This window comes from Nitrosospira multiformis (assembly GCF_900111585.1).
Classification (GTDB): domain Bacteria; phylum Pseudomonadota; class Gammaproteobacteria; order Burkholderiales; family Nitrosomonadaceae; genus Nitrosospira; species Nitrosospira multiformis_B.
Genome location: NZ_FOHI01000009.1, coordinates 71,503 through 97,306, shown reverse-complemented (window position 1 = coordinate 97,306; position 25,804 = coordinate 71,503). Strand labels below are relative to the sequence as shown.

The 25,804-nt window shown below is 51.6% G+C and carries 25 protein-coding genes and 1 tRNA gene; 16 read left to right on the top strand and 10 right to left on the bottom strand.

The genetic code is table 11. The features are described from left to right. Nucleotides 1-235: 235 nt before the first annotated feature. The 4 genes from BMW46_RS12820 to BMW46_RS12810 all read right to left on the bottom strand — a co-directional run bounded on the left by BMW46_RS12820 (nt 236) and on the right by BMW46_RS12810 (nt 2,334). Nucleotides 236-772 carry a hypothetical protein gene (locus tag BMW46_RS12820; RefSeq protein ID WP_074709053.1) on the bottom strand — a complete coding sequence of 179 codons (537 nt, stop codon included), beginning with the start codon at nt 770-772 and terminating at the stop codon, nt 236-238. A gap of 226 nt (nt 773-998) precedes the next feature. Further along, nucleotides 999-1,074: transfer RNA gene (locus tag BMW46_RS12815), tRNA-Asn, on the bottom strand. 318 nt (nt 1,075-1,392) lie between these two features. After that, entirely contained in the window at nt 1,393-1,536 is a 144-nt protein-coding gene (locus tag BMW46_RS15425; protein ID WP_177171092.1) for a hypothetical protein, read from the bottom strand. Between the two features lie 579 nt (nt 1,537-2,115). Continuing rightward, nucleotides 2,116-2,334, bottom strand: coding sequence for a hypothetical protein (locus BMW46_RS12810; RefSeq protein WP_074709052.1), 219 nt, complete (start codon nt 2,332-2,334; stop codon nt 2,116-2,118). Between the two features lie 342 nt (nt 2,335-2,676). Here BMW46_RS12810 and BMW46_RS12805 point away from each other — a divergent pair, with 342 nt between their 5' ends. After that, on the top strand, nt 2,677-3,915 hold the full coding sequence (locus BMW46_RS12805) for a vanadium-dependent haloperoxidase (protein ID WP_074709051.1): 1,239 nt from the start codon (nt 2,677-2,679) through the stop codon (nt 3,913-3,915). A 545-nt stretch (nt 3,916-4,460) separates the two neighbouring features. Then, nucleotides 4,461-4,658, top strand: coding sequence for a hypothetical protein (locus BMW46_RS12800; RefSeq protein WP_074709050.1), 198 nt, complete (start codon nt 4,461-4,463; stop codon nt 4,656-4,658). A 149-nt stretch (nt 4,659-4,807) separates the two neighbouring features. Here BMW46_RS12800 and BMW46_RS12795 read toward each other — a convergent pair whose 3' ends face one another. Beyond that, the gene (locus BMW46_RS12795) at nt 4,808-6,244 is read right to left on the bottom strand and encodes a homospermidine synthase (protein ID WP_256377063.1); all 1,437 of its coding nucleotides are present in this window, start codon (nt 6,242-6,244) and stop codon (nt 4,808-4,810) included. Nucleotides 6,245-6,399: 155 nt separating this feature from the next. On the opposite strand from BMW46_RS12795, the gene BMW46_RS15420 reads away from it, so the two are divergent. Together BMW46_RS15420 and BMW46_RS12790 are read left to right on the top strand one after the other, a co-directional pair. Further along, nucleotides 6,400-6,720 carry a hypothetical protein gene (locus BMW46_RS15420; RefSeq protein WP_177171091.1) on the top strand — a complete coding sequence of 107 codons (321 nt, stop codon included), beginning with the start codon at nt 6,400-6,402 and terminating at the stop codon, nt 6,718-6,720. A gap of 36 nt (nt 6,721-6,756) precedes the next feature. After that, the gene (locus BMW46_RS12790; protein ID WP_074709049.1) at nt 6,757-7,119 is read left to right on the top strand and encodes a hypothetical protein; all 363 of its coding nucleotides are present in this window, start codon (nt 6,757-6,759) and stop codon (nt 7,117-7,119) included. Nucleotides 7,120-7,220: 101 nt separating this feature from the next. Here the strand turns inward: BMW46_RS12790 and BMW46_RS12785 are convergent, their stop codons facing one another. After that, the gene (locus tag BMW46_RS12785) at nt 7,221-9,206 is read right to left on the bottom strand and encodes a GumC family protein (protein WP_256377062.1); all 1,986 of its coding nucleotides are present in this window, start codon (nt 9,204-9,206) and stop codon (nt 7,221-7,223) included. A gap of 294 nt (nt 9,207-9,500) precedes the next feature. Here BMW46_RS12785 and BMW46_RS12780 point away from each other — a divergent pair, with 294 nt between their 5' ends. Then, nucleotides 9,501-9,689 (top strand): hypothetical protein, encoded by a 189-nt coding sequence (locus BMW46_RS12780; protein ID WP_074709048.1) that lies wholly within the window; start codon nt 9,501-9,503, stop codon nt 9,687-9,689. Nucleotides 9,690-9,846: 157 nt separating this feature from the next. Next, entirely contained in the window at nt 9,847-10,626 is a 780-nt protein-coding gene (gene ygiD, locus BMW46_RS12775) for a 4,5-DOPA-extradiol-dioxygenase (protein ID WP_371113515.1), read from the top strand. A gap of 63 nt (nt 10,627-10,689) precedes the next feature. On the opposite strand, the gene BMW46_RS12770 is transcribed toward ygiD, so the two are convergent. Continuing rightward, nucleotides 10,690-11,799 carry an NAD(P)/FAD-dependent oxidoreductase gene (locus tag BMW46_RS12770; protein ID WP_074709046.1) on the bottom strand — a complete coding sequence of 370 codons (1,110 nt, stop codon included), beginning with the start codon at nt 11,797-11,799 and terminating at the stop codon, nt 10,690-10,692. Between the two features lie 275 nt (nt 11,800-12,074). On the opposite strand from BMW46_RS12770, the gene BMW46_RS12765 reads away from it, so the two are divergent. Then, nucleotides 12,075-13,070, top strand: a complete 996-nt coding sequence (locus BMW46_RS12765; RefSeq protein WP_074709045.1) for a phosphotransferase — start codon at nt 12,075-12,077, stop codon at nt 13,068-13,070. A gap of 31 nt (nt 13,071-13,101) precedes the next feature. Beyond that, a complete protein-coding gene (locus tag BMW46_RS12760; protein ID WP_074709044.1) occupies nt 13,102-13,830 on the top strand; it encodes an HAD family hydrolase in 729 nt (242 codons plus the stop codon). Between the two features lie 82 nt (nt 13,831-13,912). On the opposite strand, the gene BMW46_RS12755 is transcribed toward BMW46_RS12760, so the two are convergent. Further along, nucleotides 13,913-14,791, bottom strand: coding sequence for a hypothetical protein (locus BMW46_RS12755; RefSeq protein ID WP_074709043.1), 879 nt, complete (start codon nt 14,789-14,791; stop codon nt 13,913-13,915). A 264-nt stretch (nt 14,792-15,055) separates the two neighbouring features. Here BMW46_RS12755 and BMW46_RS12750 point away from each other — a divergent pair, with 264 nt between their 5' ends. Then, nucleotides 15,056-18,370, top strand: a complete 3,315-nt coding sequence (locus tag BMW46_RS12750) for a bifunctional diguanylate cyclase/phosphodiesterase (RefSeq protein ID WP_074709042.1) — start codon at nt 15,056-15,058, stop codon at nt 18,368-18,370. A 60-nt stretch (nt 18,371-18,430) separates the two neighbouring features. Here the strand turns inward: BMW46_RS12750 and BMW46_RS12745 are convergent, their stop codons facing one another. Then, complete coding sequence (locus BMW46_RS12745) at nt 18,431-18,601, bottom strand: hypothetical protein (protein WP_256377061.1); 171 nt, start codon at nt 18,599-18,601, stop codon at nt 18,431-18,433. Nucleotides 18,602-18,899: 298 nt separating this feature from the next. On the opposite strand from BMW46_RS12745, the gene ypfJ reads away from it, so the two are divergent. The 4 genes from ypfJ (at nt 18,900) to BMW46_RS15180 (ending at nt 23,164) form a co-directional block, all read left to right on the top strand. After that, on the top strand, nt 18,900-19,763 hold the full coding sequence (gene ypfJ, locus BMW46_RS12740; RefSeq protein WP_074709040.1) for a KPN_02809 family neutral zinc metallopeptidase: 864 nt from the start codon (nt 18,900-18,902) through the stop codon (nt 19,761-19,763). Nucleotides 19,764-19,794: 31 nt separating this feature from the next. Continuing rightward, nucleotides 19,795-20,109, top strand: coding sequence for a phage protein NinX family protein (locus BMW46_RS12735; RefSeq protein WP_074709039.1), 315 nt, complete (start codon nt 19,795-19,797; stop codon nt 20,107-20,109). 80 nt (nt 20,110-20,189) lie between these two features. Then, complete coding sequence (locus BMW46_RS12730) at nt 20,190-21,827, top strand: phospholipase D-like domain-containing protein (protein WP_074709038.1); 1,638 nt, start codon at nt 20,190-20,192, stop codon at nt 21,825-21,827. Nucleotides 21,828-22,282: 455 nt separating this feature from the next. Further along, the gene (locus BMW46_RS15180; protein WP_143121466.1) at nt 22,283-23,164 is read left to right on the top strand and encodes a PEP-CTERM sorting domain-containing protein; all 882 of its coding nucleotides are present in this window, start codon (nt 22,283-22,285) and stop codon (nt 23,162-23,164) included. A gap of 237 nt (nt 23,165-23,401) precedes the next feature. Here the strand turns inward: BMW46_RS15180 and BMW46_RS12715 are convergent, their stop codons facing one another. Further along, nucleotides 23,402-23,755, bottom strand: a complete 354-nt coding sequence (locus BMW46_RS12715; RefSeq protein ID WP_074709063.1) for a DUF488 domain-containing protein — start codon at nt 23,753-23,755, stop codon at nt 23,402-23,404. 317 nt (nt 23,756-24,072) lie between these two features. Here BMW46_RS12715 and BMW46_RS12710 point away from each other — a divergent pair, with 317 nt between their 5' ends. The 3 genes from BMW46_RS12710 to BMW46_RS12700 all read left to right on the top strand — a co-directional run bounded on the left by BMW46_RS12710 (nt 24,073) and on the right by BMW46_RS12700 (nt 25,659). Beyond that, a complete protein-coding gene (locus BMW46_RS12710) occupies nt 24,073-24,564 on the top strand; it encodes a CreA family protein (RefSeq protein ID WP_074709035.1) in 492 nt (163 codons plus the stop codon). Between the two features lie 295 nt (nt 24,565-24,859). Continuing rightward, nucleotides 24,860-25,297 (top strand): CHRD domain-containing protein, encoded by a 438-nt coding sequence (locus BMW46_RS12705; protein WP_074709034.1) that lies wholly within the window; start codon nt 24,860-24,862, stop codon nt 25,295-25,297. Nucleotides 25,298-25,395: 98 nt separating this feature from the next. Next, on the top strand, nt 25,396-25,659 hold the full coding sequence (locus tag BMW46_RS12700; RefSeq protein ID WP_074709033.1) for a hypothetical protein: 264 nt from the start codon (nt 25,396-25,398) through the stop codon (nt 25,657-25,659). Nucleotides 25,660-25,804 lie beyond the last annotated feature (145 nt).

Below are 25,804 nucleotides of genomic sequence, written 5' to 3'. Positions count from 1 at the left end.
AAAACATCGCCGCTCAAAAAGCGGCAATTATCCCTATGTCGAGGTGTATCAATTCTCACTTGCCACCCTGTATCAATTTACATTTGCCGGTGACAACGGAAAAAAACTGCGTTTCGAATGGATGGACGTTTCGCTCCGTTGAGGCCTTTCAGGGGGTCGATACCGAAGAGTTGCTTATGCTCCACTTAGGGAGAAGTGGGGAATACGAAGGTCAGGCGGGAATATCCATTACCCTTCATCGCGTTGCTCTCTCTGTCAGCAATTGAATATTATTCAAAGAATCCCCATCTGGATTTTCCCACGCTTGAATACCCCATGAGGTGGCCAATGATCGCCGACATGCAGATGCGAGGTTTAAGGAGGCCCTACGGAGTTCGGACTGATCCATTCCATTGCTTATCGCCTCGCCCAACTGGACCATCGCTTCCTCCACTTCCACATTCTCGACAAGGGCAAGCTCACCGTAATACAGCTGCCAAAACCTTTTTTTAGCCGTCTGAATTTCAATATGGTCGACAACAGCATTTGTCCCGGTTGCAATACACGCTGCCACCTCTGAAGCCTCGGTGTATAGTCTAAGTTGTCTCTCTAGAAATGGTTTCGTCGCTTCGATCCGCCGATTATCAGCAAGCCGCTGAGCCTCCGCACGCTGCTGAGCCAGTTCTTTTTTCGATTTGTCTTTCCACACCCACACGCCCCAAAGGAAGCTTGCGATCGCGCCACCAACACCGACAAGCTGAATGAACTCGTTAAATGTAGACGGCAAGAACATTTGTCGTTAATTTTTAGAGGAATACTGGACGAGCTTGTGTCCGGCAGGATTCGAACCTTGGTTGGTAGCCTGAGGTTCAGGCGAAGGGTGCCCATCAATTCGTGATTCCACCAGGAGATCAACAGATGGTTTACATAAACAGCTACCTTAGTAGAGGATAAAGTAGCAATATGGTAGCAATGGGACGAGGTTTGGCAGCACGACTCTTCCTAACCCACTGATTCTTTGGCTCCCCGACCAGGGCTCGAACCTGGGACCTGCGGATTAACAGTCCGTCGCTCTACCGACTGAGCTATCGGGGAATTGGAGAGGTGCATATACTAATAGCTTAAGCCAAGCTGGTCAATCAGGGGGGACGAGTTATTGGCCTTGACAGAAGCCATTAAGGCTGATGGAACTGAAATGCCGTGGCCTTGTATCTCAACAAAAGAGGGAAATCGACTTGCAAGTAGCACAGCGCAGAAAAGTTATGCCGGCCCCTAGTCCAGGCCACTTCTTGCTCGCGTCCAATATTAAATTTCCCGCAAGGGATCACGTTTAATATTGGACGATCCACATTTAATGAAGTATTTGGTTGCGCGATTGGCCGACGCATAGGCGCCGGTAATTTTCTGAACCGATCAATAGTTTCTCTCCGAATCTTTCTCGGGCACGACAATAATTTTTTCCTTCTCTTTTTCTTTTTCTGCAGGACGCTCTACGGATACACACCCTGCGATTTGAGCGAGCAATAACGTCGCTGTAAACAATTTTAGTATTTTCATAGGAATGATCCTTTTGTAATTCGGCATGAAGTAAATGAATGGGCCGAGTTATTACAATAGGCTAAAGTTGTAATCAAAACCGTTCGTTAGCACACATTATTGACGAGCAAGTTTTCTTTGTATCCGTACGAGAACCAGCGGAAGAGCATATCTACCGGGAAGATTTCTCTTGACATTTAGAATAATCCACAGTTCCGTTCTGAGTTCAGGACCGAAAATTGCTGTGCTCTTCGGAGGTTGCAACAAAGCTTGACTTTATTTTAATTTATTGATAGTAAAGCCTTTTTAGAAATGTTCAAAAAATAGCCAGATAAGAAAAAGCTGTTACAGGAGGGCGACTTACTCTTCCTTTCATCAGCTTATCAACAAACTTATCCACAGCAATTGTGGAAAATAAAACGTCGGATGTAACGGTGTCAGGAGATGCAAAAGGTGCCGCATACGAGGGAATTCAGACGGACACTTACGCGTCAGGAATCCTTGTCACTTTCGCTTGCTTCAGCATTTAAGATTCCTGATTGAAAGACACTTTTTGAAGCCTGGTCAAAGTATCAAACAGTATTAAACGTCCGTCTGTTTCTACCGTACGGGCTTTTCATACTCCTCTTGTCGCAATGCCGCTTCCACGACTTCCTTGGCCTCCTCAATGTTCTTTACGTGCGACAAATCGATTCCCGGGTTGGGATAGCTGTGCCAGAAAGAAAACCCTGCGGTCGTGATCCACAATAACCCTCTTACATGCTGTTCTACGAATACCTCCTGATGATGCTCATCAACTATCTTCCATTCAATATCCATCGTTAAGCCTCCTCAGCATCTGGAAATGTTAATATAACCGATCAAACTCAGACTGTAGCAGTTATACTTTCATACTAATACCAATTGCTTCATTCTGCACTCGTCCTGAGCCAGCCAGCACTAATTGAGTGAATGCCTGCAAGCGCTGGTTAGCCTGCAAGCGCTGGTTAGCCGGCAAAGCCAGAAATACTACGAGCGATGTTCGTCCTCCTCAATCCCCCGCCTGTTTCATAGTCCGTTGCCCTATCGGGATAACGTTCAGCAGCATGCACCTCGGCAGGAAGGAGGCTTTTATGTGGATTCATATATCCTATCCTGCCAATCGTCAGCAAGGAAAAAACAATGACTCAAGATGTAAAGAAAAATCGGTTACCGGTACTGGCAATAGTCGTTATATCTATTCTTGTCAGTTCCGCGGCGCGAGCCGACGCAGTGACGCACTGGAACCGCGTGGCAGGCGATATTATCATGGACTCGGGATTGGGCCCGCTACCGGCAGATCGTGCTCTCGCGATCGTGCAAACCGCGGTATATGAGGCAACAAACGCAATTACCCAGCAATATCCGGCCAGCGATCTCAAGCTGAAAGGTAAGCCGGAAGCCTCGGTTGAGGCCGCCATTGCAGCGGCAAATCGCGCTACGCTTACAGCCCTGGTACCGGTGCAACGGACAGCCATCGATACTGCCTATCGCCAGGCGCTTGCCGCGATCCCGGACGACATCGCAAGAAGCGATGGCCTTGCGATTGGCGAAAAAGCCGCAGCGGGAATTCTGTCGCAGCGAGCACAAGACGGTGCCGATGCAGGAGAATCATACCGCCCGCACACCTCTCCCGGACTCTATGTACCTACTGTAATACCGGAAGCGCCACACTGGTTGCAAATCAAGCCTTGGCTTATGGACAACCCTGCGCAATTTCGTCCCGGCCCTCCTCCCCCCCTCGAAAGCGAGTTATGGGCACGCGACTACAATGAAGTCAAGGCGCTGGGTGGAAAGTACAGCCAGCACCGCACCACTGCTCAGACCGAAATTGCCCGTTTTTGGGAAGAAGTAATGCCTCCGATCTACCATGGAGTGATACGTTCGGTTGCCGAAGCGCCAGGAAGGGAGATCACCCGAAATGCACGCCTCTTTGCGGCGGCAACCCAGGCTTCGACCGATGCACTTATAGCGGTATTTGACGCCAAGTATCATTACGGCTTCTGGCGCCCGGTTACCGCCATTCGCAATGGTGATGTTGATGGAAACAACGCAACAGAGCGGAATCCTTCATGGCTTCCCTTTATCGACACGCCCATGCATCCTGAATACCCGTGCGCTCACTGCATCGTCGCAGGCGCGGTAGGAACAGTACTGAAAGCTGAGATTGGCGCAGATCCCGTACCGCCTCTGGCTACTACCAGCCGCGCCGCAGGCGGCGTGATACGCAGTTGGAAAAATATCGATGAGATCGTCCAGGAAGTGGCCAATGCGCGCATATATGATGGAGTACACTACCGCAACTCCGGTGAGGTAGGCACCGCCATGGGCAGGCGAATTGCCGAGCTGGCAGTTATGAAATATTTCCGCACTGACCAGTAAGCTTTTAGTGCCCTCAGAAACTCTCCCTGAGCGCCGGCCTTACGCACGGTGCGCACGATCCCCTGCGGTTTCGTGCCAGCGCTTTTCCACATTCACGACGATATCAACCGCAGTAAATGAGGCAACCAGTGTTCAAAATGGGCTTGACAAATTGAACTAATCCACAACTTCATAAAAGTGCCATATTTTCGAAAAATCTCTTTTGCAAGACTTTCTGGATATAAGGCTTATTTATAAGCAACTGAAAATAAATCTGTTTTTTTGAAGACAAAAAATGGCCGAATAAAAAAATCCGTTATGGAAACGTCACTTATCAAGTGTGCTCATACCTTATCAACAAAGTTATCCACAGTTATTGTGGAAAACAAGATCTTGACAGGCATGAATGAAGCATGACGTGGAATCGACAAGAAACGACGAAATGAACATGTCTGGGAACAAAAGCGTTGGGACCGTGCCTAAAACTTTTATAGCGACGTTTTGCCGCTTGTTGTTTGAGTTTAAGCGTGTAGCGGGTTGTTCTAACGGACTTTAGGAGGTCGAACGTGAAACAGCATGTCACTTTGCACAAATATATCCTTTTTTCTGACTTGCTCGATAAAGGAGCCGAAATCTTTACCAAGAAAAAACTCGAACATTCTCGATCGAAGGCCGACACCCCTGATAGCATGGGAAAAAATTCGCCAGCTCCAAAGTCTGCCAGCAGATCCCAATCTTTGCGGGAAGGAAAAGAAAAAGTTTAGCAGTTCCAAAACTCAGGAATGCGGCGGCAGCACCTGTTGCCGCAGTTGTGTCCCATACAGCAGCAATGGCAGTGCATCTCGGGCTGTCACTGAAAAGTGAACTCCCAGTTGTCCCAGTCGCGAAACTTCAAAGATTAAAGCAGCAGATCTTATGTTACGCGGACATTCTTGAATTGCCAGGGATCACCCCTGTCGATATCCTCGTCAAATAACCATCCTCGATCCTGCAACGGAGTCCAGTCCGAATAGACTCCCACAAGCTCTCCCAGATAGGGCCTGGCTACCTCCAGGACAAGCTCGTGGTCGATCACTTCAGGTTCCACTACCCCCGATCTCGGATTCTGCAGAGCCCATATCATTCCGGCAAGAATGCCAGCCACGACCTGCAAGCTGGTAGCACTATTGAACCGGGCAAGCCGGCGCGCTTCCCCTATGGATAACCGGGATCCATACCAGTAAGCACATTTTGCATGGCCCATGAGCAGCACACCAAGCTCGTCCGTTCCCTCCATCAGTTCATCCCGAAGAATGCGCTTTTTCGCCTGTATTTGCCAATTTCTGCCCGCAAGCTCGTGAACTGAAAGTACAGCATCGTCACAGGGAAGATAAGCGTAATGCACCGTTGGACGGTAAATTACTTCTCCCTTTTCTCTCAATGTCAGATGGTCGGCTATCGAAATGGATTCGTTATGGGTTATCAGAAAACCATGATACGAGCCGCCGAGGGGTGTCCAACTGCGCACACGGGTAGCAGCGCCGGGGCGGCTGAGATAGATGGCGGCATCGCATCCGAATCCATGACGCGCTCCATCCACCGGCCAATGGCGTTCATGACTACCCCATCCCAGTTCCGATGGCTGAAGACCTTCACCGACAAAACCATCCACTGACCAGGTGTTGACAAACTCATTGGGCTGTTTGCGTTGGGAAGCAACCTGGGTATCACGCTCTGCAATGTGGATTGCTTTTATATTGAGCTGATGCGCAAGGTGCGCCCATTCGCAGGAGTTTGTCGGTTTTTTCACTGCCAGACCGGTGTCAGCAGCAATGTTCAGTAATGCCTGTTTCGCAAACGTCGAGGCAAGACCCGGATTCGCACCATGCGACAGAAGCGCGGTGGGGCCTTCCCCCTTTTCCCGCGCAAAAGCGAGCGCTTGCTCACGCAGCGCGTAATTGGAACGCAAAGACGGAGAAACGGATCGGTCAACATATCCGCCGGCCCAGGGTTCAATGCAAGTGTCCAGATACAATGCGCCTCGCCGCCAGCACAATTCCATCAGGGCAAGGCTGGAAACGTCTACTGCGAGATTAAGCAGGAAATCTCCCTCATCGAGCCAAGGCTCCAGCACAGCGAGATAATTTTCCTGGGTCAGCGAATGGGGTGTGAATGAGACGCCAAATTTGCGAGCGATTTCACTGCCATGTTCATCAGCTGCGATTATCCTCACCTGATCGGAGCGAATCTCGATATTCTGAAACAATAACGAAAGCAAAGCCTGGCCTACGCTGCCAAAACCCACTATTATCAAATTCCCCTGCAGATGCGCGTGTTTGGTATTTGCCTGCTTGTGCGCTTTCATTTCCATATCGAAATTAACCCTCCTTCTTATTACTGGTCACTGCCATCACTGCCTTTTCCAATTGCCAATCAGTTTCCATCCCATAATTTCCCAATTTCGATCCACATATCATCCACACTGGTATCACTGATATTTATGGCAGATAGAATCCTTGAGATTGCTTGGCTCCTGCCGGTACTCACGCTCCACTTTTAACTGCCGCCAAACCAGGATTGAAACGTCCCCTTGCAAATACTCCTCCCGCCGGTCTTTCCGGCATGGATTTTCCTCGAGCAGGAACCGATGGAGTCAAACAATGGTCAAATTATTATTATTTTAATATACCCTTCAAATTGCATGCGACCCTGCCGAATGCGGGCGTGACCTCGTCATCATCAAGGGTAACCGGTAACGGAAGTCAAAAGGAAGAAAAACGGGTGGGTTCGAGTGCAAGAGTGTTATGGCGGTTTCATTTTTATTGTTATGGATGCAGTAGCTTTTGAACTGATTCACCTTATTGAGGCTTAAGGAAAAGCGCTATGACGAATTCTAATTGTATCCTGCCGCAGCATGAAAATCATACCCATCCCCACGGCCCGGAATGCGGCCACACGGGCGTCGCGCACGATGACCATGTCTGCTATCTTCACGAAGGCCATCTGCATTACCCGCACGGCAACCATATCGATGAGCATGTCATAGACGTCAGTGAGATCAATCCGCAGAACTGTACTCCGGGACATGAATGCGAAGGTCACGCGCAAGGGCATGTACATGGCCCCAACTGCGGGCACGAAGCCGTGCCTCACGGAGATCATGTGGATTATCTGGTCGGAGGCCATCTTCACCATCCCCATGATGACCATTGCGACGATCATGGTCCGGTGAAGACAGTGGGGTGATCCTGTCTCCAGGCATTCCTTCGGAGAGCTTCCCCCAAGCCAAAGAGGTTGACTGGTTTAGAGGAAGGGCAGCGTACTATTGCTTGCGTGAGGTATTCTGCTCAGATTACGAGCAACGCAGGATGCAGCACCTCGATCTCGTACAGAGGCCGCCCCTGCTGTGGCGGCGAATAAGCGCCATAACTCGAAATCACCGAAGGGTCCAGATGACCGACGACCTGCTCCAGATCGGAAAGCCGCAAGCCCTGGCGTACAAGATAAGTAATGTAGCTGTGCCGGATCGTCTCGGCGGTGATTTCCTGGGGATCAGGCAATCCCGAATCGATTGCGGCGCAAACCAGCGCTGTTGACAGATCGACGCGTGTCTGCGAATCATCCGGGTCCCATACCGGGCGGTTACCAGACTGCTGGAGCAAGGATTTGAGCGGATTGTTGAGCGGCACCGCCCTCGGAGTTCTTCCTTCGAGGGTGATGAGATTGGCACGCTCGTTGATCTGATTCGCCTTCAATGATGCCGCTTCATCGATGTCGAGGCCACTGAGCAGCAAACCGATAAGCTGCTTCCCCTTCAGGTTGGCAGCATTGATCAGGGTCCGTAACTGATGACTCGAAAGTTCCCGGTGCACCGGTTTTGGCAAGGCAAAGTTGGTTTTCTGCTCTAACGGTTCGGCTTGGGCCCCGAGCGCGGCGTGAGGATGATCAATCAGCTCGGTAGCAGGCGGGGTATATCTCTCCACACCGAATACTGCAATGGAAGGCTGTTGTTCCTTCTTTTGGGTCAGATACTCAAAAACCCACACGCTGATCAATCCCAGAAGCAGGGAGCCGGCGAGCGCTATCAAGGCTTCACGACTGTAGTTCGGCCTTACTGGCTCCCTTGATTCATATGCCCTGCTGATCACATCGACCTGCGGATATTTGTCCTTGCGGCCGGTTTTCACCTGTACCAGCCGTTCCTGCGTATCCCGATACAGCTTTTCCAGTCCTTCCAGATCGGTCTTCAACGCCTCGTGCTGGGTAAATTTTGTTGCGAAGACCGATGCCTGCTGCCTGTGCTCGCCCAATTGCTCGCGAATATCCCTGACGGTCTGTCGTGCGGCCGCATAATTCACCTCGGCTTCATTCAAAACTACATTTTGACCACGCAACCGCTTATTGTTGATAGCAGTCTCGAGTTCCTTGATCTGCTCAGGAAGAGACTTCAGGTCGGGTTGCAGGTTTAAGTACTCGCGAGTAAATTTTTTATCGAATTCCGCCAGTTTTTCACGTGAATCATGCAGACGCTTCTCGAGGTCGGCCAGGCTGATTTTCTCATCATCCGGAACCACTGCCTTTCCCCGGGCAATTGCAGCTCTGATGGCGTCCAGTTCCGCTTTCGCCTTGACCTCAGCCTCGGAAGCCTTGTTAAGCGACTCGTTCAGCCCCTTCAGCCGGGCCGATGGTTCATTCTCATCGCGCTCTGTCGATAGAATGTTATTGTTTTCACGGAAATTCTCCAGCGCCGCCCTCGCGGCAGCAACCTTATCAGCCAACCCTTCCAGCTCATCCTCGACAATACGTTCAGTATTGCTCTTCAAACGTTTTACTTCTTCACTTCGCGCTTCCAGGTAGACGTCTATCCATGTATTGATGAGCAAAGGCAAAAAGCGGGGATCCGTGCCTTCCGCCGTGACCTCGACGAGGTTGGTTTCGGGAACGGGCTCGACGGCCAACAAAGTCTGAATATCAGATTCAGTCAATCGATTCAGAGATTTGCCGGCGGAAGAAGCCTTCAATTTCCTCAGGGTTTCGGCGGCAAGCTCCCGCCCAAGCAGGATTTGGCGCTGGATTGCAACGTGCTGGACATCGGCATCATCGCTCTGCTGGTCGATCGGTGTCATGGCCGAGGTAAGCAATGTCGCGCTGCTGCGATAAATTGCCGGCTGGCTGTAGACGTAAGCGAGACTGATAGCAGCGCTCGTCAGAAATACAAGTCCAAAAATGTTGAACCTGCGAGATTGGTACCAAGGGAATTCACTCTTATCGGCAATCCGCCCCATTTGGTGTGAGTTGCCCCCAAGATGCAAGTTGACTCTGTTTTTCATCATGCCTGCAATTCCCCTGCGCCAGCCGCTGCCATGCCATCTATCACCCACACTCCTCCGCGCAATTCTTCCACTGATTCGATACAAATGTCACGAGATAAATGAAGCCTCTGTACGGTGCCGCACAAACGAGAAAGGGTTCATCCTCTGACAATGTGCCAACTAAAAAGCGGCATATTCATATTATTGTAAAACGCTTGCTTTAACTTCACGGTTAGCAATCGCACACAGAGCAAGCGGCGGGTTTATACCAAATTGAAATTAAATCAGCATCTTAATCCTTTCAGGAAACCGAAAATGAAAAAACATCTTGATCAGGTTCTGTTCGGTAATGCCTTTGCTTCGTTCGATCATCGATCGGCGGCATTCCGGCAAAAAATGTTTGAACATTTTCAAACGAACAAACGCAGGCAGTGGAAAACGGTTGAAGGATTACCGGAAGCGGGAAAAAATCATGGTGTGATATACTTCAGAGAAAGTGTGTAAGAAGCTCCCGTCCGACTAGGAGTGTACCGCTCTCTCTACACGCTTTCCTGCGATTGCCAAAATGCTTTCCGGACGTGGCTTCGACAATCATGGCGATCCAATAAGCCCGGCAACGCTCCTCCAACTTTCCTCACTTCCATAGCTCCTGCTCAATCTGATGACCGCAATGCCCGCAGTCTTCGTAGGTCATGGCAACCCTATGAATGCCCTGTCCCGCAACGCGTATACTGAAGCCTGGTCCGCTATTGGCACGGGCCTTCCCGCCAAACCTAAAGCTATCCTTTGTGTCTCCGCTCATTGGTACATTCCGAAAACAGCGGTAACTGCACAGGAAAATCCTCCCACGATTCATGATTTCGGCGGATTCCCGCAGGAATTGTATCGGGTCCAGTACCCGGCGCCCGGATCCCTGGAACTTGCAGCGGAAGTCGCGGATTTACTCCTGCCGGATGCGGTCATGGACACAACTTGGGGGCTCGATCATGGTACTTGGTCGGTCCTCGTCCATATGTTTCCGGATGCGGATATTCCCGTCATCCAATTGAGTATAGATGAAACCAAAGAGGCCGCATGGCATTATGAGATGGCGCGAAATCTGGCCCCGTTGCGGGATCGTGGGGTGCTTATCCTGGGAAGCGGTAATATCGTCCATAATCTGCACACCTATTCATGGGGAAAGCATGATGCAGAGCCCTATGACTGGGCTCTGAGGTTCGAAAAAATGGTACGTGCGGCGTTGAGATCAGACAATGTCGAATCCCTCATCGCATATGAAAAACTGGGAAAGGACGCGTTGCTATCGGTGCCAACCCCCGATCATTACCTTCCGTTTCTCTATATTCTTGCTCAGAGGCAGTACAACGAGGAAATCAGTTTTCCGGTGGAAGGATTTGATGATGGATCAATTTCCATGACGGCAGTCCAGATCGGGGTATAAGGCCCGCTTATCTGAGGCAAAGATTGGAACCTCGCGTATCTCCACGAAAACCCTTCTCCTTCCTCACGTTTCCTTTGTTTCCTTTATCTCTTTTAACCTATGATAATGGTAAGCGGCTGTCTTTTTCTGAGCGGCGACGCGTTGGCGTATCGCATTTTCATAGCGCGGGAGATCGAAAAGAACATTGCCTTCAGATTTCTGCAAAGCTTCCAGTAATATATCTGCGCCGAGTTGCGCGGATTCGATTGCCCACTCGATCCCCGTTCCGCTGAGAGGGTCCGGCGCTGCTGTTGCATCTCCGACTGCTATCCAGGCATCTCCACCCATTGCTGGAAACATCGTCGCGCCAGCCATCCGTCCGGATATCGGCCGCTGATTGAAAGCTCCTGCCGACAATGGCGCGAGAAGATGGGTACACTGCAATTCCTGAAAGAAAAAATCCTTCAAGCGCGACTGCCGCTGCTTGAGTTCATTCCGTTCGATACAAAAACCGGCGAAATAGCCTTTTTCGGCGGGCAAAGCGTACCACCAGCCACTGCGTGTACGCTCGATATAGAGAGTATGACCAGGCGCTATCCGCGCCTGGAGGGAAGTCATCAGGGCAATTTGCGAGGACTCTGCTACGGGTGCATGATCGAAAAACGGCAGCGGCACGCGCCCTGTCGCAAGCACTATAAAACGCGCATAGATAGCGCATTCGCCTGCACCGGAAGTGGTTTCATTGGAAGACGCATCCTGGGAAGAGCGCGCGATCAGCCGCCATCTGTCATGCTGGCGCTCTACGCCCACTACCTTGGCGTCGGGGATTATAGTGCCGCCCGCGCCGGAAGCAAGATTTCGCAAAGCGTCATCCAGAAGCGGACGCTCAACCGCTACCCCAGCGCCCCATGGATTAAACATTGCATTGAATATTACCGGCTCGGCCGTATCCCATAGCGAGACGGTTTCATGAATCTCTATTCCATGCACTACCTCTGAAAAAAAATCGGGAGAGTACTGTTCGATAAAATGGCGCCCTCGACCCGATACGAATTCGATGCCGCCCGGAGCGTAACCTCCCCAGTACATAAGCTTTACATCGACACCCGCGCGCGCGAGCGCGAGCGCGCAGATGGCGCCCGCCGGTCCGCCGCCTATGACAACTACATCCGATATCTCTCCGTCGGGAAACATTTGCTGCTATCGGTCCTTTTTCCTGGCAAACAGGACTATTCTGTACTACTGTCACTCTATAGGGAAGAACTGGATAGTGATGCCGAAAGGATAGGCTTGCTGGTTCACGTTTCCCTTCCTGTATCCATAGAATCGGGACCAGGCACGGCTAAAAGAGGATATCAACCATGCGTGCTAGCAAAGGTCGCGATATTCGATATTGCCTTCAGAGGTTAACTGCTCAATGCAAATGATCCTGTAGGCACACTAAAAAACCGGAGGCATCGTAGAGGTTAATGAAATACCTAGGCCATCTTTCGACAGATGACCCCTTTTATGAATACCTCCGGTACGACATCCTCCCGGCGCTGCACTCCGTGAATCATCCGGATTTCAGGGTTTATGAGTTGCGGGCCTCCAACCATGTTTACCTTTACGAAGAACGGGACAGCGGAGCGCGGGTTATTGGAAAATTCTTCGGAGGTGTTCCGCATATCGGCCCTGACGCTGCGTTACGTCACATGGAGCAGGAGTTCAATAATTTGAACTATCTGCGCAGAATCGGCTTCAATGCCTATCCCCACTATGTGGCGCGCCCTCTCGGCCGCAACGCCAGCCTTAACCGTGTGGTTGTGGAAGAATATTGCTATGGCACACATTTTAAACATGTCATTCTCAAGGCAATCCGAGAAAATGTGCGCGACGTTCTTTTCCAGAAGCTTACCGCGCTCGCTTATTTTCTTGCCACGCTGCATAACCGGACAGCGCACGAGAGCAAGGTGGATTTCAACAAAGAATGCGATTACTTTGACCAGGTCATGAACCGCTTGCTAAGCGCAGCATGGATTGGAGGGGATCAGGCTCAGGACTTGTATCGGCTAAAAAACCGATGGAGGGACAAAGCCTGCATGTGGGAAGACTGCAAGGTTCTGATCCATGGCGATGTTACTCCGGATAATGTTCTTTTTGGCGATGGCCTTTGGGTCATCATGCTCGACCTGGAGCGGATGAAATCATCTGACAGGGTATTTGATCTGGGCCGCATCGTAGGCGAACTTCAGCATTTCTTCCTGCAGCAGGCGGGCGACAAGTGGCGCGCTGAACCCTTTATCGGGCATTTTCTATGGGAATACAGTTGTCATTTTCCCGATCGCGATGCAGCCTTCGCTGCGATAACCCACCGCCTTCCCTTCTATGCCGCGCTCACTCTCCTGCGCATCAGCCGCAATGCGTGGATCGGCGCAGCTTATCGGAAGCGATTACTGGATGAGGCCAGGAGGACATTGGAGTAGTAACAAGTAATAACAGCGGGGTACATGCGTTATGACAATAAAAGGCATCCTGTTTGACCTCTACGGCACGCTGATCGACATCGAAACCGATGAATCCATCGATGAAATCTATCGCGCCATCGCGCACTACCTGGTTTACCAGGGTGTATATCTTCATCGTGGACAGGTGCGGGAGCGCTACTATGCCATCATGAGACAACAGAAGGATGCGAAGGATGAGGAATACCCGGAAATCGATGTGGAAGCCATATGGAACGAACTGCTCCTCCAGCAAGGCATCAAGTCAAGCTACGTCCGGGGACAGCAAGCAAAAGTGATCGCTCATATTTATCGCGGCATCTCCCGCAAACGTCTTCGACTCTATCCAAACGTAAAAGAAGTATTGAATGAACTTCAGACGCGCTACCAACTCGCGCTGGTGTCCGACGCGCAACCTTGTTTTGCACTGCCCGAAATTCGGGCGGTGGGTCTTGAGAGTTATTTCAATCCTGTCATCATTTCCAGTTATTACGGTTTCAGAAAGCCCGATTCCCGTCTCTTCAACAAAGCGCTCGATAAAATGGGTATCTCGCGCTCAGAGGTAATCGCGATCGGAAATGATATGTTCCGGGACATATATGGAGCTCAGCTTCTCGATATCAGGACGATTTTTTTTGACTCCAATCAGGGCACCAAAACTTACGAGAATGTTGTACCCGCGTATCGGGCCCAACAATTCGAGGATATCCTCACTGGCATAGCTCAACTGGCGCAACGGTAACGTCGACCGCAGCGCGGAGAATCGATTCTCCCGCCCCTATGAAAAAGGAGATGAAAGAAAGGATAGCTGGGGAAAGTTGCTCTCAACCCGGATATTTAATCTTCAATCGGTTAATAAATGGCTCAGACAACGAAAAGTCCCTGTCGCCCGGTACGAAAACCTTGCAGCTGTGTTCCGTTCCGGCATGGCTCACCTTGAGGGTTGCAAACACACCCTTATCTGCGGGTCGGGTAACAGGGATTTGCAGCGTTCCTGCTTTCAACTTATAACGGTCAGGCAATATTCGGGACGCCGGCACACCTTCGAACTTCGCGACCCCGCCTCTCGTCAGATAGGAGTATTCGACCTCGGGCTGAACCTGGGATTCGGAAACGCCGCCTGATGCCCAGTTGACATTGAGCACGAACTCTTCTCCTTGTTCTGCGGAAGATATCTTGGCTGGAGTTGCCCAACAGGTCAGCCCCGGGCGCTTGCGCAGACATGCTGACCAGTTTTGGACTGCCCGGGATGCATCGCTATTGACGGCCACTGCCCGTTGCATGAAAAACTCCGAAGCCTGGGAAGGATCGAGCGTTGCATTTTGAGCGCAATATCCACCCTTCCATTGCCCGAATCGCATGTCGCTCATCGTATCTGCCGGAGTTGAGTCCGAATCCGGACTGTTGGCAGGCGGCAGATCATCCAGATTGACAAGCCCATACGTCAGTCCCAGTGATTTATCCTTGCCGAACTGCTGGGCACGCTTGATCGCCTTTTGCGCGTCCTCGTACCTCAGTGCGCACAATTCTGCATACATTGCCCGATCTCTCAGGGGCGGCGTAATCCTCTGGTATTCATCATAAAATCCATTTGCCAGAGTGCTATGGCACGTTTCGCTGGCAAACACATTCCCCGGCAGAATTGGCCAGATCAGCGCGACAGACAGAATAAGCGTGAGAGCGGAAATATATTCCTTTTTCATGATGCTCCTCCAGAAGGCAAGCATATTATATATAAGATGTTACTAGGCCAGAAGAAGGCTTTGCCTCAAGGAAGATTCGACAATCAGAAAACCCACCCATTGTGATCAATCACACAGACAATTGTCTAACTTTATGCTGAACTGGGCCTGAACTCAGGCTCTGCCAATAAATAAACAAATAACCGGGAGATACTTTATCCCCTCATTGATACCGGGTTTCCGAATTCCGATGATAAAGTTTCTCCGTTGCTCAACCGTTATACGATGAGTCGTTCTCCCTGGCTTATCGTCTTGCTTTACGTCGCTTTATCGACCCTCTGGATGGCCGTTGCGGGCTATCTGATATCACTCATGCTCGAAGATCCGGTTTTGTGGGGTCGCGCCGATCTGGCAAAGGAACTGGTTCTTATTGCCATTAGCAGTATCCTCTTTTATGTGCTGCTTAAACTGAGCCGGGACACCTCCATTCGCGAAGGGAATGCTACAGCTTCGGCTCCGCCAGGTTTCCGGCTGAACCGGTTGATGTTGGCGTTCTTCTCGCTGGCGATGGTGGCGCCCATTATCAGCATAATGATTGTAAAAGTGTATGGCCCGGAGATAGAGCAAGGTGCCTATGCTGATCTGCAAACCATCGTCGATCTTAAGGCGGAGCAGATCGAACTCTGGCTTGCTGAACGGCATAACGACGCGGAGGCATTGCTGGCGAGTCAGGCGCTTATCGAGCGAGTGGTCGATCTCAAACGAAGAAGAAACGCGCACGAACTGGAGCTTATCCGTAATCGCCTGGAGGCAGTGCGGCAAGCCTACAGCTATGAGTCAGTGGTATTGCTTGATGTTGAAAGCCAACCTCTGCTCGTGTTAGGCGAAAAGCATGAACTGCCACCCGTTACCCACGAATTACTATCTACCGCGTTACGTTCGCGCCAGATACAGAGTACCGATTTCTTTCTGGATGAAAACGGAAAACCTCTGCTGGATATTGCAGTGCCTCTGGTAGCAGAGACAACAAACAAGGACCCTGTTGCCGTTGTGCTCTTACGGGCGGATCTGGAGCAATTCCTTCTTCCACTCGTCGAGAAGTGGCCGCGTATCAGTCGCAGCGGAGAGATACTGCTTATCGCCCAGAAGAATGAAACCGTCAATTATCTTAATAAATTGCACCGCTTTCAGGGGACACACAGCACGCATGGATATCATGCGCTCATCGCCAGGGATGAACTTGCTAGCGTCATTGCCACCCGGGACGAAAAACAGGGGACAGTGCATGGAATCGACTACCGGGGAGAGCGGGTGCTCGTGGCCTATCGCCCCCTTACCGGTACCGGTTGGCTCTTACTCGCAAAAATCGACCAGAATGAAGTATTGGCGCAGTTATGGACTCTTGTATTCTGGATGAGTGCCGTCATTCTCATTGCGGTTACTGCGGTAAGCGTCGTGCTGCTGCTGCTATGGCGTCAACAGCAACGCGCGCACCAACTGGCACTGATCATTCACACCGCCGAGCAGGATCGTCTTCTCAAGTATTTCTATGACCTGCCATTCATCGGCATGGCGATTACTTCCCCCGATACCAAACGCTGGCTGCGGTTCAATAATCAGTTTTGCGAGATGATGGGATACTCAGGTGAGGAGTTGGCAAAAAAAACCTGGGTTGAGGTAACTCATCCGGACGATGTCACTAAAGGTAATGCCGAGCGCGAGCGCATCATGAAAGGTGAGTCTGAAGGCTATGCGATGAACAAGCGCTTCATTCGTAAAGACGGCTCAGTAATCTTCGCCAATGTGGATGTCAAATGTGTCCGCAACGACGATGGCACGGTACATTATTTTGTTGCCATGATCCGGGATATTACCGAGCAGGAACGTCGGAAAACTGAGATTCTGGCGGCGCGACGCCAACTCCAGGCCACGCTCGACGCCATTCCCGATTTACTGTTCGAGCTTGATGCAGACGGTTGTGTCCATGCGTGGCATTCGGTCCGGCGTACCGAGTTTCCGACGGTGTCCGGTGAAAGCCTTGTAGGCAAAAAGGTTGCGGATGTTCTCCCGGCCGGGGCAGTAGATATTATCCTGTCGGCATTGGCGGAGGCACAGGAGAAAGGGCTCTCCTCGGGGAAACAATTGGAACTTCGCCTTCCCGGCCGGGAAGACAAGTGGTGGTTCGAGCTTTCCGTTTCGCGCAAACATGTCGATTCCGCAACGGGCCCCCGTTTTATCGTTCTTGCGCGTGATATTACGGAACGCAAGGCGTCAGAACAAAGAATACTGCATCTGGCGCATTACGATTCGCTCACCGGCCTGCCAAATCGCGCTCTGCTGGCCGACCGGATGAGGGTGGCCATCAATCGTGCAGCGCGGCAAGCCAAACGCCTCGCTGTACTGTTCGTAGACCTGGATCGTTTCAAGGCAATCAATGATTCGCTTGGTCATGACGTTGGCGACCATCTTCTCAAGGCTGTGGCCGAACGAATGCAAACCTCGATCCGCAGCGTAGATACGGTAAGCCGGGTGGGAGGCGACGAATTTGTTGTGCTCCTGAACGAGATCGAAACCGCGGAGGATGCAGCGCGTGTAGCGCAAAAAATCATAGATGGTCTTTCACAACCGTACCAGATCGAAAAACATGAGCTGCTGCTGACCGGAAGCATTGGCATTTGCATCTATCCCGATAACGGCAAGGAACCGAATATCCTCCTGCGCAATGCGGATGCATCCATGTATACAGCAAAGGAAGCTGGACACAACCGTTACCAGTTCTATTCGGAAGACATGACAGCGCGGGCGATCGAGCGGCTCAGTCTGGAACATGATCTCCGTGGGGCGGTCGAACGCAGTGAAATGTTCTTGGTTTATCAGCCCCAGATCGAGCTTGCGACCGGCCGTATTATCGGGGTGGAAGTGCTGATGCGCTGGCGTCATCCCGCACGTGGATTGATCTCCCCTGTTCGCTTTATTCCCGTTGCGGAAGATACGGGACTGATTCTCTCGATCGGTGAATGGGGTTTGCGCGAATCGTGCAGGCAGGCGCGGCTGTGGTATGAACGCGGACTACTGAATGCGTGTATCTCGGTCAATGTTTCGGCAGTGCAATTCCGCCAGACTGATTTTGTCGGAATCGTTGAAAATGCGCTTCAGGAGTCCGGTTTGCCCCCCACTAACCTGGAACTGGAACTTACTGAAAGCGCAGTGATGCAGGGCGCGGAACCCGCGCTGAGCAAGCTGCGCGAACTGGATGCGCTTGGGGTGAAAGTCGCCATCGACGATTTTGGCACAGGTTACTCAAGTCTCGCCTATTTACGGCAGTTTACCGTTGACCGCCTGAAAATTGATCAATCATTCGTACGAGATGTGCCGGGTAATAATGATGCCGAAGCCATCGCAGCGGCAATCGTGGCAATGGGTCTCAACCTAGGCTTCCGTATCATTGCCGAAGGCGTAGAAACGGAAGCGCAAGCGAAATTTCTCCAAAGTGTCTTATGCAAGGAAGGCCAGGGTTATCTCTTTGCGTGGCCCATGACTGCCGATGAGTTTGAGGCATGGATAGCCGCATGGCAAAACCGGGTGGGAACCACGTCCTAGCTGGGATGTCCGAAAGCGGCACTCAAAAGGACGCCGGGTTTTGACTTTCAGTCCTTCTGATTACCTGCTTTTCTCCTTCGTGACCGGATTTTGTACCGTATACCCTTCCTCTTTCATTTTATAACCCCCGTAGGCCCCCGCGCCGCCCGCCGCGAGTAGCAGGCAGCCCGACAGGGCCGGCGCCGCCAATAAGAATATCGCTAGATAGAACAGTTTTCGAACTCTCTTCACGCTATCTCCTGTGGTAGTCATCGAAATCAGGGAAAGAAAAACAATATCTCATGGTAATCACGAAGTCTGTACGATCTCAGACATTTGTCATCATGCGAACATAGTATACTGAAATTGCAAAGTTTCAGGGCGGCAGGCGGCCCGAGCGCTGCACCAGCCACAGAAGTGCGATAGCTTAAGCTCGGGCTGACAACTAGCAGACCGCGAGCGGTCTTCGATGGAAATAGGCTGGAGGCAAAGCTTCTGGAAGCCGCGCAAGGGATTACACAAGAAGAACTGATTATACCTGGAGCCGAAAATGAAGTGGGAAGGTTATCGCCAAAGTAGTAACGTCGAGGATCGCCGAGGTTCGGGCAGCGGATTTGGACTGGGTGGCGGCAGAATCAGCGCCGGTGCGATTGTCATAGCGTTGATCGGTGGGTTGTTGTTCGGCATCGATCCTTTCACCATGCTCAGCGTGATCACCGGCGGAGGCAGCATGGTTCAGGAACAAGGCCCTGCACCCGCTGCGCCCCCAGGGGACATGCAGGCAGTCTTCGTTTCGACGGTCCTCGCCGATACCGAGGATGTATGGACGGGCTTGATGAAGCAGGAAAACAAAACTTATGAGCCACCCAAGCTTGTGCTCTTTCGAGGTGCTGCTCTAACGGCGTGCGGCCAGGGAAGTGCGGCAATGGGTCCCTTCTACTGTCCGGAGGACCAGCGCATCTATATCGATCTGAACTTCTTCAATACGATGGCAAACCAGCTTGGAGCAGGAGGCGACTTCGCTCAGGCATATGTCATTTCGCACGAAGTCGGGCATCATGTACAGAATCTCCTTGGCATCTCCGATCGGGTGAATGCCGCTCGCGCTGGTTTGCCGCGCTCACAGGCGAATTCCTTGTCGGTACGTGTCGAATTGCAGGCGGACTGTCTGGCTGGGGTCTGGGCCTACCATTCGCAACGTTCCAAGGGATGGCTGGAGCAAGGTGATATCGAAGAAGCAATGAACGCGGCAACGCAAATCGGGGATGATACATTGCAACGCAGGACACGGGGCACGATCGTGCCGGAAAGCTTCACGCATGGCACGAGCGCCCAGCGTACTGGCTGGTTTAAGCGGGGATTGCAAACGGGAAACATGACGGATTGCAATACTCTTGGATCGGAAAAGCTGTAACCTTGCCTCAAAATTCACAGGGAGAACAGTCATGAGAGTTTCCGAGCTTAAGGACGAACTGCTCGACTACTGGGTGGCAAAAGCCAACGATGTGGAAGAAGTGCATGTTATCGATTCCCACTGCGTGATCAACCATCAACGCTGGGAACCCTCGGTAGACTGGTCTCAAGGAGGACCGATCATCGAAAGAGAAGGAATAAATCTCAGTCACAGCCTGGAACCGGATTCCGAGCATTGCACGGCGTTCATGCGATCGGGCAGAAACCGGCAAAAGGGGCTTACTCCCCTGATTGCCGCAATGCGCTGCTATGTAGATTCCAAGTTTGGAGAAGAGGTTACGGACTAGGATTGGGGAAATATAAAAAGGTGGGGAAAAAGAAAGATCTGTCAGGGAACATACGTGAGAGAGAACGGATCGAATAGCGTATGGCCAAGTTCAAGCTGACAAACCTGCTGCGCGAGATTCCACACGAAACCCCGCGGGAGGATGCTTCTGCCAGAATCATGGCAGCCCAGGCGTTTTCGCGGGCCGCAGGCGCACCTCTGGTGCATGGCAACAACATCCGTCTCCTCAAGGATGCAAGCGAGAATTATCCTGCATGGCTCGAGGCGATTCGGTCGGCTGAAAAGAACGTCTATTTTGAAAATTATATTATTCGTGATGACATCGTTGGCCAGCGATTTGCGGACGCCCTCATTGCGAAAGCAAAAGAAGGCATACGAGTAAGATTACTCTATGACTGGCTTGGAGGGCTGACTGAAACGTCATCCAATTTCTGGCGTGGCCTGAGCGACGGAGGTGTGGAAGTTCGATGCTTCAATCCGATGCGCTTCGACAGTCCCCTGGCCTGGCTGAGCAGGCTGCATCGCAAATCGGTCTGCGTGGATGATCGTGTTGCATTTGTCAGTGGATTATGCGTCGGTCAGATGTGGGATGGATACCCCGAGCGGAATATTGCGCCCTGGCGGGATACGGGGGTCGAGCTGCGGGGACCGGTGGTAGCGGATGTCATTAATTCCTTTGCGCGTGCATGGGCGGAGACGGGACCGGAAATACCTGCGGATGAACTGCCTGCTCCCGATTCAATTCCGATTGCGGGTCACATCGATGTGAGAGTACTGGGAAATTTTGCTGCAACCGCGGGCTTATACCGCCTGGAGCAGCTGATCACCGTGCTGGCGCAAAAAACGCTTTGGCTTACCGATGCCTATTTCGTTGGGACCACAAGTTATGTGCAAGCATTGAGAGGCGCGGCAATGGACGATGTAGATGTCCGCTTGCTTGTTCCCGGATCGAGTGGAGATCTCAAGTTTCTAAGGCCGATTTCGCGCGCCGGTTATCGTCCGTTGCTGGAAGCCGGCGTACGCGTGTTCGAGTGGAATGGCTCGATGCTGCATGCCAAGACAGCCGTTGCCGATGGACGTTGGGCCCGCGTCGGTTCAAGCAATCTCAATATGGCGAGCTGGCTGGGAAATTGGGAACTGGACGTTGCGGTGGAAAACCTGGATTTTGCGCAGAAAATGGAGCAAATGTACCTGGAGGATCTGGAAAATTCGACCGAAATCGTTCTCAATAAAAAGAACCGGGTTCGCCCCGTAGCGGATCAATTTCCCCACCCCACTCGCCGTCAGTACGGGGCTGTCAGGCGCCGGTCTGGAAGCGCCAGCAGGCTGACAGCGGGCGCCTTGCGTGTAGGCAACACTGTTGGAGCGGCTATCACCAGTCGACTCGTCCTGGGAGCTGCCGAGGCAAAAATCATGTTTTTCGGGGGTGTTACGCTGCTTGCTTTGACTGCCATTGCATTGTTGGAGCCCCTGCTCATGGTAATCCCTTTCTCGCTGCTTGCGGGATGGATCGGCGTTTCACTGTTGATACAGGCTCACAGACTGCACAGGAACGGGCAGAATGATGCCGCAGCCCAGAGTGCCAGTATTGCATCCGATGAGGCTCAGGATAAGGTGATCGAGCTTCCCAACTCCGTGCGCGAAGGCCAGCAGCCCGAAGATATCCGGAAAGAAGCCCAGGAAACACAGGAAATTCAGAAAGCACTCAGGCAACGCTGAGAAGAACTGTTGGTACACAGATGGAATTGAGTTTCTTCTGATTTCAATCGGCTTCAAGCTGTTCCCCAGCAAATCCTTTTTCTTGATCCCAGAAGATTCTCTTCCTGCCAGAAGTACCTGCATGCACGGATCCAGAAGTCCTTCATCATCTCTTACCTGCTCCCCGCGCTTGGATATCTTGGCAACCAGAAAACTTGTCTTGATTCAACGACAGGAAAAACACTTTAAGCTCATGCATTTGGCTGAAATAGCGTGATAAACGTCTCTGCGGGGGGACGACTATTCCGATTAAAACCGGTCAAACTATTTTAATTCCATGATTCAAAACAATTATTATTTCTGGCATACAAATTGCTTATTCCCTTAAAGCCGCGCTATTGCTGGGCTGTCTCTGGCAGTTTCCATTCTGGCCGGCTTTGACGTTTATAAAATAATAGAAAAATTGGAGAATTGGCATGTTAAAAAAGAAAGAGGTCGTACCTATTCTGTTGGCAGTATTGGGACTGGTCGCGGAGTCTTCCGCAGCTGGCGCATCAGGAGTTTCTGCGGGATTGGGAGTCGGATTAGGAGCCTCCGTAGGACTCGCTTCTACGGAATCAGGAGTTTCTTCCAGCCTGGAAGCTTCTACTGATTCAGCAACCTCCACTGATCTAGGTATTTCTACGCGATCTGGAGCTTCCATTGGATTGGGAACTTCTACGGACCTGGGGATTTCTCCGGGATTGGGAACTTCCACAGCCATAGGGGTTTCTACGGATCTGGGAATCGCTGGGAGCACGAGCGTCGCTGCCCCCACCTCAAGCTTAACGGCATTCGGTGCTAACAGTGGGGTAGATATAGTAGCTTCCACTCCCACACTCGGAACGAGCAAGGTAACGATCGATGCACCCGCACTTGAAATTACGGGTAAGGTAGCCCCCACCCAGGCGTTGGGGACCACGAGTATGATCACTGTAGGCGGGCCGGCCGTTGATGCAATCAGCAGTGTAAGTGTGGGAACACCGAAACTCAAACTTGCCGCTGACGTGGATACATCAACTTCCACCGGAATCGCTGCGTTAATCGGGTCGGCTGACGCAACTGCCAATGTCGATACATCTGCTGCACTTGATGTAGATACCTTGCAAACAGATATAGGCGTTGTAAGTCAAATAGATGGAACTGCCGATCTAGGCGGAACCTCGGGAATCGGAGAGGTTCTTCCTGTCTATTCAAAACTGGCGGTCACTGCTGATGCAATTCCGGCTGTTCCGGAAGCCGATGCTTACGCAATGTTGTTAGCAGGCCTCGGCCTTATGGGTTTCATGGTGAAGCGCAGAAAGGAAATGCTGAACTAGAAACTGGCCGATGTTCCGAGGCTTCCACTGGTTTTTTTAAGTGGGAAAGCCTGCTCGGGGGAAGAGCGCGTTAAAATCAGCGGATGTGCTCTTCCCCGCCACGAAACACTACCAACCTCGTACCAACCTCGCGATCGAATGAAAGAAGCAAGGTGATAATACATGGAGAACGTGCATACCCTCTCCCTGATACGAATCATGTGACAGAGGCATGAGAAACGTGGCATAGAATATGCCTTATTTCTTTTGGTCACGCAGAAATTCCGCCAGAGCAATAGCATCGTTGTGCTCCTCGTCTTTGGCGCCATAGAGCAATGTAACAGCCCCTTTCTTTATTTCCTCCCTCAGTTGCGCCAACTGCTCATCATTCTCCTCGAGCTCGGCCCGATAACGCTTCTTGAACTCGGTCCACTTGCCCGGATCATGTCCGAACCATTTTCTAAGCTCGGCACTCGGCGCCAGTTCCTTCAACCAGATATCCACACCCGCTTTTGCTTTTGTCATCCCACGCGGCCAAAGCCTGTCAACCAGAATGCGCGTCCCATCGTTCTTGTCGGATGGTTCGTAAACCCTTTTGAGCTTCAGATTCATCCCTGTCTCGACCTCCTCTTGCGAAAGATCAGTTTTCCAATCCGGTTTCGCCGGCGCCACCTCTTCAAAAGCTGCTTATCGCGAGGCTGAGTGTCTCGCAGATACCTTCACTCCCACCTGGGGACAGAATGGAGAATGTCGTGATGAAGAGAAGCAGTCCGGGAAGAAGTGCAGCGGTATGTTCCCACCTCCTCATATCGTGACCGGTACAACACCTCCCCGCGTCATTTTGGTAAATTCAACCCTGTATATCGGCCTTTAGCCAATTATGCGCCGATAAAACGAAGTGTTTCAATTTTGATCGATAAGGAGAAAAAATGTTACGAAAAAGATTTATGGTGGGAATGGCGGCAGTTGCATTATTTTCCACAGTTTTTTGCGGTATGGCAAAAGCAGAACTCATCGGTGAAGTGGATACCGCGTTCCGATGGCTGGGAAAGGATGATCGGGTAGTGATAGAAGCTTACGACGACCCCAAAGTGCGGGGTGTAACCTGCTACGTTTCCCGAGCCCGTACCGGCGGAATCAAAGGCACCGTAGGTTTGGCGGAAGACAGGGCGGAAGCGTCGATCGCCTGCCGGCAGGTCAGCGACCCGATCGAGTTCCACGGCAAACTTCCTCGTCAGGAAGACGTGTTTACCGAACGCATGTCAATTTTATTCAAGCGCCTGCACGTGGTCCGGGTGGTGGATTCGGCACGTAACGTGCTTATCTATCTGACATACTCTGACAGAATTATAGAAGGCAGTCCGCAAAACAGCGTTACGGCCGTTCCTGTCGGCCGGAACAATCCCATTCCAATGAAATAGTCGGAAACCTGGACATTTTCAAAACGGGGATTGCGCTCAATCGCTTCGAGTTAAAGGATGAAGGAAGTAAAAAAGAAAATTGATAAATCAGATGAAACGAAGCTGAATAATAGAGAGTTGCGTACGCTACCGTACGGACGTCACGGCAAATACCAAATAAAATTAAAGAGATTCTTCGTATGGCGTAGCACTTTTCACAGCGTTCACAGCGCTTCCGCCAGAAAAGTCAAAAGAAATGGCAGATCAATCCACAACAACCAAACTGCATAATTCTATTTCTAGAGGAGGTAGTTAAATGAATAAAGTTCGCAAAACCCCTTTCGCTCCCCCCGCATGGACAGTTGCGCTGCTGGCTGTCCTGGCTTTAAGCGGCACCGCAGCTAACGCCACAGACATTACCGTGCACCTGACTGGCGATCAGGAAGTGCCTCCGGTCCAGACTTCCGCAATGGGCCATGGCACCTTAACTGTAGAGGAGGACAAATCCATCAAGGGCAAAGTCATGACCTCTGATATAAAAGGTACCGGTGCGCACGTCCATGAGGCCCAGGTTGGCAAGAATGGTCCCGATATCATTACGCTCAACAAAACTTCCGATAACGAATGGTCCATACCGGACGGAGCGAAATTGACAGATGCGCAGTATGACGCCTTCAAGGCAGGTGGACTTTACATCAACGTTCACAGCGATGCCCATAAGAACGGGGAAATACGCGGCCAGCTAAAACGCTGATACAGTATTCCTGTTCCGAAAAGGCCAGACTGGGACCGGTGGTTTATAACGACTGCCGGTATCCCAGCCCCGATAGCCCAAAAACCCGACTCATCTTCATGCCAAAATACCGTTTGCAGAAAGAACCGGACGGGCCAGGCCGGCCGGACAAACCCGACGGCCCCAAGCCAGGTCCTGCACCCGATCCCGGGCCTTCCCCTGACCACCCCATTCAGGACCCGCCTCGTCCCATCGACCCCGATAAGCCAAGACGAGATCCGGAACCCTTTAATCCCGACAAACCTGTCGATCCTCGCCCCTACGATCCTGATCCCACGCCGGGTGACCCTATCATCGATCCGGCGGATGAGCCCCTGCTTTGATCGGGAATGGAGTTCCTCGCTCCTCACATGAATCCAGCGGGAGCAGCTGGCAGGGTTAAATGTACCTCTCTATATTTAGTGGTTCCACCGCAATGCGGTCATGAAGCAACTCGTGCTACCGGAAAAGTGCTGGACAAACACCGAC